Below are 13,882 nucleotides of genomic sequence, written 5' to 3' on the forward strand. Positions count from 1 at the left end.
CCTGCAGGGTTTCTATACGTGCGCGTTCAAATGTGCTAAGGTGTTGATAGCTCATGACAGCACCTCCGTGATTTGTTTGTGTGGTAACTAACATTTTACACGAAGCTGTCATGAGCTGCTTTTTTGGGGAGGGCTCTCCTTTCCCACCCTTATGGTTAAGCCGTTCAAAACGATCTATCGTCGCTTTGAACGCCGCTTCCAAGGGTGGGAAGCAGATAAGCCGTCAAGACCTTTCGCGGCATATCCTCGTTTCACTCCGGTATTCCACGATATCTTGACGCCTCCCCCAAAACTTAAAGAGTGTTGCACTTGATATTACAATCTGTCTTATAAAATCATTTGAAGAGGTATGATAGGTAATGGTAATACCCTTTGATGACGAAGATTTTCTATTTTCTTTTTGTGCTTGCTGCACAGATTGAATAATTGAAGCAGGTGTCTCGAGGTGATTGTATGTTGGTAAAATGATATCAGTTTCAGAATAAAAAATGGATGGATGTCTTACTACTGGTTTTTCTTGGTTTCTCTTTTCTTTCTTCATTGATACTTTCTTCTTAGAGTTTTGTCTTTCCAATCTTTTTAGTAAAAGTTCAGGATCTGTATGGTATGATTTATACAAGGTTACGATGTTGTCATTTCTCAGACATTTTTTTCTCCATCTATGTATGTATATCATGTCTATCCACCCTAATATCATAGGGATAAATGAAAGTTGGAGCATTGTAAGTAAAAGGTATATGGTGCCTCTTATATATTTTTCATAGTAAAAACAATGCACTCCTATAAATCCTAAAAAGATGGAAAATACGTATCCTATCCAAGCCGGCCTTTGCAATCAAATCACTTCCCGGAATGATATTTTCATTATCATCTGTGTTTATCTAAAGCTCCATCTAAGTCCTAAATCATGAATATAATTTATTCTGATTTTAACACATTGCTTTTCCTTGAAAGAGGGTAAATAAAAGAATAAATAGAAAATTGAGATATATTATTGCCATTGCGCCCGTATCACCGAATTCAAAAATCATTTGCGGCGTTTTTCTTATTCATATCCAATGCCGGAATTGACTTTATTCAGCATACTCGTCTTCTCCATCGTTCACGTTTTCTCTATCGATAAAGCGTTCGAGCAAGTTTGGAGGAACGGACTCGAAAACCAGTAACTCATGATTTAATTAATGAGAGTATACTTACATATAGGTGGAGGTGACCCTGATGCATTCTAGGTTCAAGCACAAAAAATGGACCATCGGGAACCTAACGGATATTATTGATTCTACACATCAAGGCATCTATGCTTATCCTCCTGAATCGGAAAAAGAACGGGAGGAAACCCGTCGTCTGATGCATGATTTTATGAAAAAAAAAGAAAGAGCCGCAGGTAATGCATCCAAATTAATTTGGATGTTTTTTTATTGTATCGGCGGTTTGCTGGGACATATCGGCGTCCCGGATGTTACACCCTTTTCTCCTCCACTACGCAATGCGGCGGGATGTTGGTGCTGAGCCATACGCCGCTGCCGGCGCGGAAAAAGGCGACGCCTGCTTTTTCGGCAGCAGTGGTGTCGATGGTCAGCAGTACTGCCTGCCCGCGCCGCTGTCCGGCGAGCTGGGCAAAGTCCTCGTGTTCGCTCAAATGCACGTAGCGTCGGTTTCTCCGGTTGATACCCTCCCTGCGGATGGCGGGCAGGGCCTCGACATGCGTGCCGTGCAGAAGGTAAGGGGGAGGCGTCTCTTTGTCGTGCGGCTCCACATTCACGGAGTGGCCGTATCTTGCACGGATGTGGCCGGACACGATTTCAAACCGCTGTTTGTCGCTGTCGGCGGCGATGGTATGAATCTCTTCCTTCGTTGCATGCGGAAAAGATCCCTTGCGGCGGAGCGCATGCACCACGTCCTCCAGCGGCGTGAATCCCTGGTGATCCAGGGTAATGCCAAAGGCTTCCGGCTCATGCCGAAGCATGAGACTCAGCACCTTGCTGTATCGTTTTTTCTCTTTTTGCTGCATCTTTTATCCTCCTGTGATCAGCGGTGCGACAACTAATTATCGGTATTCGGGAATTTATCGGCGCCTCGGTGCTGCTGTTCCCCTTTTTCTCCCCGATAACACTTCGACCAGTACCTGCAGCAGGACAAACACAAGGGCTGCGGCAGCGCCGAGCAGTGTTCCGGCCCATACCGGTCCAGCGACAAAAATCAGGCTGATACTTCCTGCAGCAGCGCCCGCTCCGGTGTGAAGAATCACCCCTAGACCCCTATTTGCTCCGATCCCTCTATGAATCCAGAAAGAGATAGGGATCCCCAGTATCAAATAGACCGGGCAGGAATAGACGAGCAGCAATCCATACGTAAGGGCACTATTGGCTCCGGACTGCAGCAGGCTGTGCAGGCCGCTTCCCATCACTGCAAACACAAATGGAGCAAGGAACGCGGATAACAAAATACTGTATATACTCATTACGCTACTCCTAACTTGTTCGTTGGTGCTGAATAAGAAAGCGGAGGCGCCCGCCTCCGCTTTGTGTGTATTCCATGCCATGCCTTATGAATCCTGCCGTTTTTCAAACCTCAGATCAAAAAATTGATTCGTGTTGTTGAAGCAGATATTTCGGATGATAGTCTCCCACTGCGGATCATTGTCCAGCAGTTCTCCGTTTTCAATCCAGCCGCCGATCATACTGCAGAGTATTCTGCGGAAATAATCGTGCCTTGTGTAGGACAGGAAGCTGCGGGAGTCGGTCAGCATGCCGTTGAACGCGCCGAGCTGGCCGATCTTGGCAGCGGTCTGCAGCTGTTTTTTGATGCCTTCGACGTGGTCATGGAACCACCAGGCCGCACCGAGCTGGACTTTGCCGGCCAGACCTTCTTCGGAAAAAGAAGAGCCGATAGTGCTCAGCACGTCGAAATCTTTGCTGTTCACGGAATACAGAATGGTTTTTGGCAGCTTCCTGTCTGTATTCAAATCGTTGAGCAGGTGCGTCAGATGCTCGGCGGTATTCAGTTCATTGATCGCGTCGAACCCGGCGTTTTTCCCGATTTCTGCAGTTCCACGTTGATTGGCGTCGCGCAGCACGCCGATATGAAGCTGCATCACCCAGTTGTGTTCATGATAGTGCCTGGCTAGAAAGCTCATGATCCAGGAGAACCATTGGTGCTGCTGTTTTTCGCTGATGGACTGTCCGCTCCGAAGGCGCTCGAAAATGGCTTCGTCTTCTTCTTTCGTGCAGTCCGCCCAGACGAGCTGCACGATGTCGTGGTCGGAGGAACGGCATCCTCTTTCATGAAAAAAGGTCATCCGTTCAAGCAGCGCCTGCTCAAGCGCGGCTGCACTTGATATAGTGCTCTGCGTCACGATTTCCAGCTGGTCGACCCATTCATTAAACGCCGTTCCGGTTTTGAACACGTTGTCCGGTCGGAACGTAGGCAGCACCGATACGTCGAACGACTCATGTTCTGCCAGGAGGTCGTGGTACGCGAGAGAATCGACTGGATCGTCGGTCGTGCCGATCATCTGCACGTTTTCCATTTGAATGACGTCCCGCGGCGCGAGCGCGTTCTGCTCGAGTTTTCGCTGCACTTCTTCCCAGATGCCGGCAGCATTGGATGCGTTTAATTCTCGGTCGACACCGAAGTACCGTTTCAGTTCCATGTGGGACCAGTGGTACAGTTGATTCCCGAGCAGGTTCGGCATGACAGACGCGTAAGCCTCGAATTTCTCATAAGGGGAGGCATCCCCGGTAATGAAACGTTCTTCGATGCCGTACATTCTCATCGCCCGCCACTTGTAATGGTCTCCGGTGAACCAGACGTCGGACAAATTGGCAAACGGTTCATTCTCCCATATTTCTTTTGCAGGCAGATGACAGTGATAATCGAGAATCGGCAGTCCTTCTGCTGCGTTTTTGTACAATTGATAGCCTTTGTCGTTATGAATCAAAAAACGGTCGTTCATAAAAGATTTCATTTAAACACCTCCGATGGTGGGTTACAGCAGGCCGAATAGATCTGGCAGAAATAGACTCAGCTGCGGAAAGAATGTGATGATCAGAAGCATCACGATAAGAATCACAAAATAGGGCACCATTGTTTTAATGACTTTTTCAAAATTGGCTTTTGCCACGCTCGTCCCGACAAATAATACACTTCCGATCGGCGGCGTGATGCTTCCGATACACAGGTTGAACGCAATGATGATACCAAAGTGAACCGGATCCACGCCAAGGTCCGCTGCCACCGGGAAGAAAATCGGGGTGAAAATAAGAATCGCCGGTGTCACATCCATAAAGGTTCCCATAAACAACAGGAGCAGATTCATGATCAGCAGAATAATAATCGGATTATCGCTGATAGAGAGCATCACGTTACTGATGCCGCTTGGAATCTCAAGGTACGACATCATTAAGGAAAACAGGGACGAACTGATAATCAAAAACAGGATCATCCCGGTCACTTCAAATGTTTCTTTAAAAATGACATCAATCTGTTTGATACTTATTTCCCTGTAGATCAGAGCAAGCACTGTCGCATAGACAACCGCTACCGCAGCACCTTCTGTCGCGGTAAAGATACCGCCGACGATACCACCAATGACAAGAACAATAAGAAGCAGGCTCGGAATGGCGTCCAGTACGATAAATGCTCTATCTTTCCAGCTTATTTTTTCTGACACCGCGTAGCCGTTGCGTTTGGCAATGAAATAAGCGATGGTCATAACCACCAGTCCCCACAAAATCCCGGGGATATATCCGGCAATAAACAGCGCCGCAATCGAGGTCCCACCGCTTACAAGGGAATACACAATCAGCATCGAACTCGGCGGAATTAGAAGTCCTGCCGGGGCCGAGGCAATATTGGCGGACGCTATATAATTGACGGGGTAGTTCTGCCTTTTGGCCATAGGGGTTATAATTTTACCCATCGCAGCTGCGGCAGCCACACTCGAGCCCGAGATCGAGCCAAACAACATATTCCCGACCACGTTCGTGTGGGCCAGCGTACCGGGCAGCCGGCCGACAAATAATTTCGCCAGGTTTATGAGCTTAAAGGCGATGCCACCGTTATTCATAATGATACCGGCCAGCACAAACAATGGAATGGAGAGAATCGTGAAATTATCCACACCTACCGCCAGCTGCTGCGCCGCGGTTGTTAAGCTTTGATCAAAGGGAAGAATCCACAGCATTGTGAAAATGGCGCTTAACGCCGTCGCAAGCGCGATAGGTGTTCCTATCAATAGTAAAACAATTAAAGAGCCGAATAGTAGAGTTGCAGCGAGTGCTGTCGTCATTCATTTCCCTCCATTTCCTCCGTGGTAGCAGCGGGCATTGCCAGGTACCACAGCGAATAAAAAGCCATAAACAGTCCCGATAACGGCAGAGCCAGATAAACATACATCATGCTTATGCCAAGGGCCGCTGAGGTCTCCTGGGTGGTATACGTGATCAGAATAATTCCTCCGATGATGAGAGAACCTGTACTGAGCAGAAACCAAAAGACTTGAATCAGTTTGAAAATCACTAGCTGCATACGCTCCGTGAAGCGTTGAAGCAGTACCGTGATGGCGATATGTTTTTGCTGCCCGAACACATAGGCTGTCGTAAAGAGCGCAAACCATATTAATAAGAAACGAACCATTTCCTCACTGATGGTGCTCGGTACATCCAGAAAGTATCTGGTAAATACCTGATAAATGGATAGCACAGTCATCGTTACAAGCAGCAGTACATTGATACCAAAAAGAAGTTTATCTACGGATTGTTTGACCATCTGCATATTACTTCACCTCATTTATGGTTTGATAAATGTCAGAGGTGGCGGGGTCGTTTTTGAACTGTTCATGCATAGGCTGCACCGCTTCAATAAAGGCCTGTTTGTTCACTTCCTGGAAGTTCACGTTCATTTCTTGTTTGGCGGTTTCTTTTGCATCATTGACCGCTTTCTGCCACAGCTCTCTATGATGGTTGGTGGACGTTGACGCAGCCTCCTGCAGAATCCGGCGGTGTTCGTCTGACAGCTGATTATAGGTTTTATCACTGATGATCAGCATGTCCGGTACGATGGAGTGTTCGGTGTAGAAATAATTCTTGGCGACTTCCCCGTGATTGCTGCTTGTCAGGGCCGTGGCGTTGTTTTCCGCGCCACCGATTACGCCGGACTGCAGGGCGGTATACACCTGACTGTAACTCATCGGAGTCGGTACGCCGCCCATCGCGTTAATCATCTGAACGCTCGTTTGACTGGCCTGAACCCTGATTTTCAACCCTTGCATGTCTTCAGGGGTTTGAACCTGCCGGTCGGCAGTATACACATTCCGAACGCCTCCGCTGTAGTACGACAGTCCCCGGAACCCGCTGTCTATCGTTTTGTTATACAGTTCTTCGGTGATGGCGGAGCTTGTCATCACTCGGTGAAACTGCTCTTTGTTCTCAAACAGGTACGGCAGGCTGAAAATCGCGTACGAAGGTTCAAAGCTTTCGAGACTGCTCACACTGACTTTCGCGACATCTACGGTGCCGATCTGGGTTCTTTCGATGACTTCCCGTTCCGATCCAAGGTTGCCGTTAGGGTATATTTTTAAATGCAGTTCATTGTTTGTTTTCTCCTCTACTTCCTCTTTCAGTACTTCCATCGCCTTGTGAATGGGATGGCTCGTTGGATGGCTGTGTGCCAGTATTAACGTAGACGTGTCCTTCTCCCCCTGCGCGGTCTGGCAGGCGGAAAGAACAAGGACAAGAAGGATGATTTTCATTCCTGCTAACCATTTCATGGTGGCCGACCCCTTTCTCCTCTCAGCAAATGCTGTGATGTATGATGCGCGGATATGTACTTCCAACCCGAAATCTAAAACGCTTACAAATGATAAAGTGAAAAAATAAACAAGCCGTGCCCAGACGGGAAGAAGGATTCAATGTGCATGTTTTCCCGCCTGCCCGGCATGACAGCACGAGGCCGCCTTAATTGATCTTAAGCGCCTGTTCCTGCGAATCCAGTGCCAGTTCGGCTGCTTTGAAAATGTGGGACTGCGTCATCGCCTTTTCCGTTTGATTCAGGCAGTCCAGAATCATTTCGCCAAAGAAGGGATAGCCGATTTGACCGGACACATTCTCGTATCTCTCTTCTTTGTCGTTGACGACGTAAACATGATCTTCTTCCGCGGACTTCGCAATGTCCACATACTTTCTCAGCTCAATATAGCCTTTTGTTCCAAGAATAATGGTTCTGCCGTCACCCCACGTTCCAAGGCCGTCCGGTGTGAGCCAGTCGACGCGGAAATAATTGGACGCTCCATTGTCTGCTGTGAGCGTGGCATCGCCGAAGTCTTCGAATTCCGGATAGTCTTTATGCGCGTAGTTCCCTACTTTACTGTGGATGACTTTGGCATCATCTGCCCCAGCGTAGAACAGAAACTGCTCCACCTGGTGGCTGGCAATGTCGCAGAGGATGCCGCCGTAATGTTCTCTCTGCCAGAACCATTCGGGCCTTGAAGCAATGTTACTGCGGTGCGGACCTGTACCAAGTACCTGCACTACGTCGCCGATTTCGCCGCTTTTGATAAGGTCGCCGGCATAGACGGCACTTTCCACGTGCAGTCTTTCGCTGTAATACACAAACCAGCGCAGTCCGGTCTCGTCGACTTTCTTCCGCGCTCTATCCAGCTGCTCTTTCGTCGTGAACGGGGTTTTGTCCGTGAAGTAATGCTTTCCGGCATCCAGCACTCTCAGTCCGAGGTCGCCGCGCTGGGATGGAATTTTCGCCCCGGCGACCATTTGAATGTCAGCGTCGTTCAGTACACTACTTTCAGAATCCGCTTTTTTTACTTCGGGGTGCTCCTGGATAAACGCTTCCACTTTTTCGCTGTCTTCATCGTACACCGCGGTCAACTGCGCTCCTGCTTCTTTCAGCCCGTTGCTCATGCCGTAAATGTGCCCGTGGTCAAGGCCGACGATTCCAACCTTGAACTCCCCGTCCTGCACTACTTTTTCGCTTTTGCCTTTCGGCGCGTAATTCATTCCATCGTTGTTACTCATTTTTTGCGTGCCCTCCTTCGTTGTATTATTCGTAGTCGCCGTGTACAGAAATCTCGTTATTCTGGAAATTGTCGACACTGTTTTGTTTCTCATAAAAATGCGGGGCATGGTTCAGCAGGCTTTCTCTGGAATAGAAGCTGCTGTCTTTGGTGAGCGGCAGCGTTACATGTTTCTTTTCTGTCGCGGCTTCGTAAATCGCCATGATGATTTCCAGTGTTTTGCGTCCTTCTTCTCCGGTAACAAGAGGAGCCTTGTTCCCTTTCACGGCTTGTATCACGTCGTGAATCTGGCCGGTGTGGCCTTCATACCGCAGCGGTTCGAGCTGATTATAGGTCTCAGTGATCGACTGCTGGAGTGTTTCGTCCGTCTCCAGAAAGCCGTTTTCGAGCTGGGTATAGGCTTTTACATCAAATGGGACTTCAAGCTTTGCTTTGTCTCCCTGGAATATCAGCTTCTGTTCTTCTCCGTGATGCACCGCCGAGCTTGTTACCTGCGACAGTCCTCCGTCCTCGTGGCGGAATATAGCAATCGATAAGTCTTCCACTTCTGCGTTGGTGTGAGCGGTGTTGGACATAAATGCCGATATTTCAGACGGTGCGCCGCGGAGCCACTGGAAAATATCGATATGATGGACCGCGTGATTCAGTGTGCAGCCGCCGCCTTCTTTCTCCCAGGTTCCTCTCCACCACAAGTCGTAGTAGTTGAACCCTCTCCACCAGTGCGAATCAATCTGCGTGTGATTAATGCTTCCAATGGTCTCGTCGGAGAGCAGTTTCGACAATTTCATCATTGGATTTTTGAAACGGTTCTGCGCGATGACTGACAGAATCACTTCGTATTGCTCAGCTGCCTCCAGCATCCGGTCGCATTCTTCGAGGGAAGAAGCCATCGGTTTCTCCACCAGCACATGCGTGCGGTGCTCCATTGCTTTAATCGCTATATCGCTGTGGGTAAACGGTGGTGTGCAGATGGATACGAGATCCAGTTCTTCGTTTTCCAGCATCTTGTCGTAATCTGTGTACACCGATGCGTTCAGTTCATATTTTTTATTAATCGTTTCCGCTTTGTCTTCATACAAATCGCATAAAGCCGCGATTTGAATCTCTTCATCCACTTCCAAATACCCCTCTACATGCGACGAACTAATCGCCCCGACACCTATAACACCAACTTTAAGCATTGTTACCCTCCTGATAATTAGAGAATGTATTTTTTAAAATACTAACATACTTGTATACAAGTAGCTAGTTTTTTTTAAAAATAGTCCGGAAATTTTTCTTCTATCTTCTCAATATCAATCGTCAGTCGGCTTAAGTGGTCTTTCATCACAGCAATTCCCTTTTCCTCATCATTCTCCTTAATGGCGTTACATATTTCTTCATGCTGGTTGATTAAGAGCTGCCAGTTCACCGAAGATATTAAGCTGAGCATCCGGATTCGGTTGTAGTTCACCATAGAGTTCTCAATAATACTCCAGGAATAAAATTTATCCACGCCGGCGAACAAGATTTCATGAAACTCCTGGTCCAGATCAAATAATTGAACGTATTCCGGGGAATCCACGTATTCTTTCTGCTTCGCCAGGTTTTTTTCCATCATGGACATATAATATTCATCGAACTGACGCAGCGCCAGTTTGACGATGGCAAGCTCCAGATTTTCTCTGATAAACACCGACTCTTCGACGAGTTTCTTGTTGATAAGAGACACGTACGTCCCTCTCTGGGGATAAACTTCAATCAATCTTTCCTCTGATAGTTTTAAGAAAGCTTCTCTTACCGGTGTCCGGCTCACATTCAGGTGATCGGATACGACATTTTCCGTAATCCGCTGGCCCGGCTTATAGATTAATTTCATAATGTCGTTTTTTAACTTGTCATAGACATAACTTCTAACGGAAACATGTTGCGGGGAATTGTTTTCCATAATTTTCTATTGTCCACCTTACTTCTTTTTGTACCAGTATACAGAAACATCATAGAGTATAAAACAAATGTGCCGGACAGGGCTTCGTCTTCTTTTCGTTCAGGCTTATTTCAGAAGATGTGAAAAACAGGAATGAAATGAAATAAACTATGGATACTTGTATACAAGTATGTTAGCATAAAAGCCATAATCAGTTCAAGCAAAGGCAGGTGACAGTCAATGAAAATGGGGTTCCGCTGGTTTGGCGAAGATAATGACAGCATCTCTCTGGCAGACATCCGGCAGATACCAAATACAACCCAGATTGTATGGGCTCTGCATCAGAAAGAAGCCGGGGAAGTGTGGCAGAGAGATGAAATCGCGGAAGAAGTAAAGAATATCACATCCAAAGGATTCAAGGCTGACGTCGTCGAAAGCGTCAACGTACATGAAGATATTAAGCTCGGCCTTCCTTCCAGAGAACAATACATCGAAAATTATAAAGTAACGCTGCAGAATTTGGCGGCCGAAGGGGTGAAAACGGTCTGCTATAATTTCATGCCTGTATTTGACTGGATACGAACCGACCTTCACAAAGAATTAAACGACGGATCGACCGCTTTGTTTTATGAAAACGAACAGGTGGAACACGCCACGCCGGAAGATATTATTAACAAGGTGCTGGCGAACCCTGAGTTTACGATGCCGGGCTGGGAGCCTTCGCGGCTGCATCACATTTCATCTACCATCAAACAGTACGAGCACGTCACCGAAGAAATGCTGCAGGAGAACCTGAAGTATTTTCTCGAAAAGGTTATTCCGACGTGTGAAGAGTATGATATTGCGCTTGCGGTGCATCCCGATGATCCACCGTGGGAAGTTTTTCAGCTTCCCCGCATCGTGTCGAATTATGAGCATCTGGAGACAATTACCGGCATGGTGGACAGCACATATAATGGGCTGACCCTGTGCAGCGGAGCACTCGGATCCTCAAGCGGCAATGATGTACCTCAAATGATTTACGATTTCCAGGATAGAATACACTTTGCCCACGTGAGAAACGTGCAGCGCTTTGATAATGGAGACTTTATTGAAACGTCGCACCGCGAAGACGACGGATCGGTCCCTGTTCTTGATATTTTAAAAGCCTATCATGATATCGGTTTTCAGGGTGTTATACGTCCCGATCACGGCAGACACCTCTGGAAGGAAAACAGCCGTCCGGGCTACGGCCTTTATGACCGGGCTCTCGGCATTATGTATCTGCACGGCAGCTGGGACACGTTAAACAAACACTGATTCCACGCAGAAAAAAAGGAGGACAATCATGAATCACGAAACACTGAACGGGAAAGTAGCGGTTGTTACAGGAGGAGGCGGCGTTCTCTGCGGCAAAATGGCGGAAACGCTGGCAGCGCAGGGAATGAAAGTCGTCGTTCTCAGCAGAAAAGAAGAAAACGCGCAGAAGACTGTCGATCAGATTACCGAGCAGGGCGGGGAAGCGGTTGCCTTTGCCTGCGATGTGACGAAAAAGCAGAACATTGAAGAAACGAACAAAAAAATCCAGCAGCATTATGACAAATACCACGTTCTCATTAACGGCGCCGGCGGAAACCACCCGGAAGCCAAAACCACCAATGAAGAGTTCAGTATGAAAGACGTCGAAGATGCAGAAACCAGCTCTTTTTTCGATGTCACCGAAGAAGGCTTGGATCACGTATTCCGGGTGAACTTCACCGGCGCGGTCCTGGCCACACAGGTCTTTCTTCCGCATATGATCCACGATGAACAAAGCACGGTCATCAACATTTCATCCATGAGCGCCCCAAGCCCGATGACCAAGGTTCCCGGCTACAGCGCAGCCAAAGCCGCGGTCGAGAATTTCACGCAGTGGTTCGCTGTGCATATGGCGAAAGAAAACATCCGCTGCAACGCGATCGCTCCCGGCTTTTTTCTCACCAAGCAGAATTATTCGCTGCTGATGGATGAGAATGATCAAATGACTCCCCGCTCCCAAAAAATCATGAATCAGACGCCGATGGGCCGCTTCGGACAGCCCGATGACTTATCCGGCACGCTTCTGTGGCTCGCAGATCCCGCCTACTCCACATTCATCACCGGCGTCACCGTACCGGTCGATGGCGGATTCATGGCTTACTCCGGGGTATAAACAATGATGATACAAAAGGTCAGACGGCAGGCAGAGCGCCTGATGTCTGACCTTTTTTTTATTAATAATACGGATAGCGCTGATACGGGTAAACGTAGTACGGTTCGTGGTACGGTAGCGACTGCGGCTGGGCGGGTTTGTTGTTTTGCTGCATGGTGCCCTGAACCTGCTGTTGTTGTTGCTGCTGGGCGCATGCATCGGTCGGTCCGATGATGATCGTCTCGCCCTGCAGCGGCGCAATAGCCTCCTCCCAGGTCTCGGGATCGACGCAGTACGTTTGCGCCATGACATCCGCCGGGGTTTTTGCGAGCAGGTCGGAGTAGAGAATGTATTCGGGGTACGGTGCGTCGAACATGGCAAGAAGGTGGGTGTTGTTTTCCTGGGCGATTTCCCAGTGCCACCAGCCCTGCGGCACACTTGCCACTTCCCCCGGCATGATCCGGACCGTGGTCCTTTCATTGGTGAACGGATTGATCAGCGACACCTCGGCCGCCCCGGAAATGCAGTACACGAGCTCCGAGGCGTTCTGATGATAATGCGGTTCCACCACATGCCCATTACTCAGATAAATATCGAGGAGCGACATATCCCCGAGCGTATTCAGATTATCCCGGCCCAGCCGGTTAATGTAATTCTGTTCGTTTCTCGTGAACAAACGGTTCGTGTTCAAGTTGAAAAAATACTGCGGTTCCGCCGCAGGCTGCTCGGTATACGGATCTCTCATCATATCAATACCCTCCTGTTTTTTTATCACCATATGTGAAACAAAAGAGAATGTGACACCCGCCTACCGCCGCGTGCATTGACCTGCATTTGGTTTATGATATCATAAACGTAAGGAAATTCCATCGGCATGTATCTCTTTTTTCATAAACTCACTGCAAAAGGAGGATACCGATGACCGCTGCAACTTGGTTCCTTTATATCGTGATGGGTTTCATCGTATTAGCGGCCCATTGGATGTACCACACCATAGCGAAAGTGAAAAATGAGGAATACGGAAAAGTCGATTCCGGAAAAGCTATCATTTATTACCGGTTGAGTTACCGCAGAAGAATGATACGGTCATTATGGACTATGCCGGTTGGAATGGTTATCCTCGTGGGATTATACTTCGTTCCCGGCATGACAATGAACGCCACTCTCATTCTGGCTGCTTTGTTTATCATTGCATCCGCCATCGAAATCGGGCACAGCTATATGAAATGGAAAAAGACAAGTGCCGCATCAGAGTAATAGAAAACAGGAGGCCGCGCATTGGAGTTTATAGGGAATTTCATCATCGTACTTGGTTCCGTGATTATCATGACCGGTCTCGCGAGGAAACTCGCAGACATCATCGGAAACCAACTGGATTTCTACGGTCTACTGCGGCAGGCTTGGTATAAGGTGAAAAGGAAATAAGACCTGAGTGTTTCACCATACGAAAAACATTACGGCCGCTGTGTCTGTGGAGACATGCGGCTGATTTTTAGATCATGCAGATTTTGTCCCTATATTTTCTCCTACTTACGTTTAGCTGTACTTTTCTCCAATAAACGTCGTTATGACTCATGCCCAGTTACGTTTGACCAGTCTCCGGCTGTCTCAAACTGTCTTATGAAGAGTTTCACTTTACGTTTGCACTGTGCTGCCGCCGACTTTTGTCCGCTTGACGGGCACTCGACAAGAATACGGCCGGGAGCACGCCGGCAACCGCTTTGTTCTTCGGCGTTACATGCCGATTGCGGGCCGATACATGCTAAATATTGTCGAATACATGCCAAACACACCCCAA

The 13,882-nt window shown here is 48.1% G+C and carries 15 protein-coding genes and 1 pseudogene; 4 read left to right on the plus strand and 12 right to left on the minus strand.

Translation table 11 applies throughout. The features are described from left to right. Positions 1-223 precede the first annotated feature (223 nt). The 11 genes and pseudogenes from BM058_RS18625 to BM058_RS11675 form a co-directional block, all read right to left on the minus strand. A complete protein-coding gene (locus tag BM058_RS18625) occupies positions 224-541 on the minus strand; it encodes a hypothetical protein (RefSeq protein WP_245736964.1) in 318 nt (105 codons plus the stop codon). A gap of 141 nt (positions 542-682) precedes the next feature. After that, positions 683-835, minus strand: a pseudogene (locus BM058_RS18875) (NINE protein); the annotation flags it as partial. Between the two features lie 624 nt (positions 836-1,459). Then, on the minus strand, positions 1,460-2,011 hold the full coding sequence (locus BM058_RS11635) for an RNA 2'-phosphotransferase (RefSeq protein WP_090927223.1): 552 nt from the start codon (positions 2,009-2,011) through the stop codon (positions 1,460-1,462). 54 nt (positions 2,012-2,065) lie between these two features. After that, positions 2,066-2,461 (minus strand): hypothetical protein, encoded by a 396-nt coding sequence (locus BM058_RS11640; RefSeq protein WP_090927224.1) that lies wholly within the window; start codon positions 2,459-2,461, stop codon positions 2,066-2,068. An 84-nt stretch (positions 2,462-2,545) separates the two neighbouring features. After that, positions 2,546-3,967 carry a glucuronate isomerase gene (gene uxaC, locus BM058_RS11645; RefSeq protein ID WP_090927225.1) on the minus strand — a complete coding sequence of 474 codons (1,422 nt, stop codon included), beginning with the start codon at positions 3,965-3,967 and terminating at the stop codon, positions 2,546-2,548. Between the two features lie 21 nt (positions 3,968-3,988). Next, positions 3,989-5,290: a TRAP transporter large permease gene (locus tag BM058_RS11650; protein WP_090927226.1), complete on the minus strand. Its 1,302-nt coding sequence runs from the start codon at positions 5,288-5,290 to the stop codon at positions 3,989-3,991. Beyond that, positions 5,287-5,775, minus strand: coding sequence for a TRAP transporter small permease (locus BM058_RS11655; protein WP_090927227.1), 489 nt, complete (start codon positions 5,773-5,775; stop codon positions 5,287-5,289). Before BM058_RS11655 ends, BM058_RS11650 begins: the two co-directional genes overlap by 4 nt. Position 5,776: 1 nt before the next feature. Beyond that, on the minus strand, positions 5,777-6,769 hold the full coding sequence (locus tag BM058_RS11660; RefSeq protein ID WP_090927228.1) for a TRAP transporter substrate-binding protein: 993 nt from the start codon (positions 6,767-6,769) through the stop codon (positions 5,777-5,779). Between the two features lie 187 nt (positions 6,770-6,956). After that, positions 6,957-8,030 (minus strand): Gfo/Idh/MocA family protein, encoded by a 1,074-nt coding sequence (locus BM058_RS11665; protein WP_090927229.1) that lies wholly within the window; start codon positions 8,028-8,030, stop codon positions 6,957-6,959. 25 nt (positions 8,031-8,055) lie between these two features. Beyond that, positions 8,056-9,210 carry a Gfo/Idh/MocA family protein gene (locus BM058_RS11670; protein WP_090927230.1) on the minus strand — a complete coding sequence of 385 codons (1,155 nt, stop codon included), beginning with the start codon at positions 9,208-9,210 and terminating at the stop codon, positions 8,056-8,058. A gap of 74 nt (positions 9,211-9,284) precedes the next feature. Beyond that, entirely contained in the window at positions 9,285-9,956 is a 672-nt protein-coding gene (locus BM058_RS11675) for a GntR family transcriptional regulator (RefSeq protein ID WP_090927231.1), read from the minus strand. Positions 9,957-10,175: 219 nt separating this feature from the next. Between BM058_RS11675 and uxuA the strand changes: the two genes are divergently transcribed. Both uxuA and BM058_RS11685 read left to right on the plus strand, forming a co-directional pair. Beyond that, entirely contained in the window at positions 10,176-11,234 is a 1,059-nt protein-coding gene (gene uxuA, locus BM058_RS11680) for a mannonate dehydratase (RefSeq protein WP_090927232.1), read from the plus strand. Positions 11,235-11,262: 28 nt separating this feature from the next. Further along, the gene (locus BM058_RS11685) at positions 11,263-12,105 is read left to right on the plus strand and encodes an SDR family oxidoreductase (RefSeq protein ID WP_090927233.1); all 843 of its coding nucleotides are present in this window, start codon (positions 11,263-11,265) and stop codon (positions 12,103-12,105) included. 61 nt (positions 12,106-12,166) lie between these two features. Here BM058_RS11685 and BM058_RS11690 read toward each other — a convergent pair whose 3' ends face one another. Then, the gene (locus BM058_RS11690) at positions 12,167-12,829 is read right to left on the minus strand and encodes a cupin domain-containing protein (protein ID WP_090927290.1); all 663 of its coding nucleotides are present in this window, start codon (positions 12,827-12,829) and stop codon (positions 12,167-12,169) included. A gap of 173 nt (positions 12,830-13,002) precedes the next feature. Between BM058_RS11690 and BM058_RS11695 the strand changes: the two genes are divergently transcribed. Then, positions 13,003-13,341 (plus strand): hypothetical protein, encoded by a 339-nt coding sequence (locus BM058_RS11695; RefSeq protein ID WP_090927234.1) that lies wholly within the window; start codon positions 13,003-13,005, stop codon positions 13,339-13,341. 21 nt (positions 13,342-13,362) lie between these two features. After that, a complete protein-coding gene (locus BM058_RS18290; RefSeq protein WP_177195535.1) occupies positions 13,363-13,509 on the plus strand; it encodes a hypothetical protein in 147 nt (48 codons plus the stop codon). The last annotated feature ends 373 nt before the right edge of the window (positions 13,510-13,882 follow it).

Origin of the sequence: Salibacterium qingdaonense, assembly GCF_900114715.1 — a bacterium.
Classification (GTDB): domain Bacteria; phylum Bacillota; class Bacilli; order Bacillales; family Marinococcaceae; genus Salibacterium; species Salibacterium qingdaonense.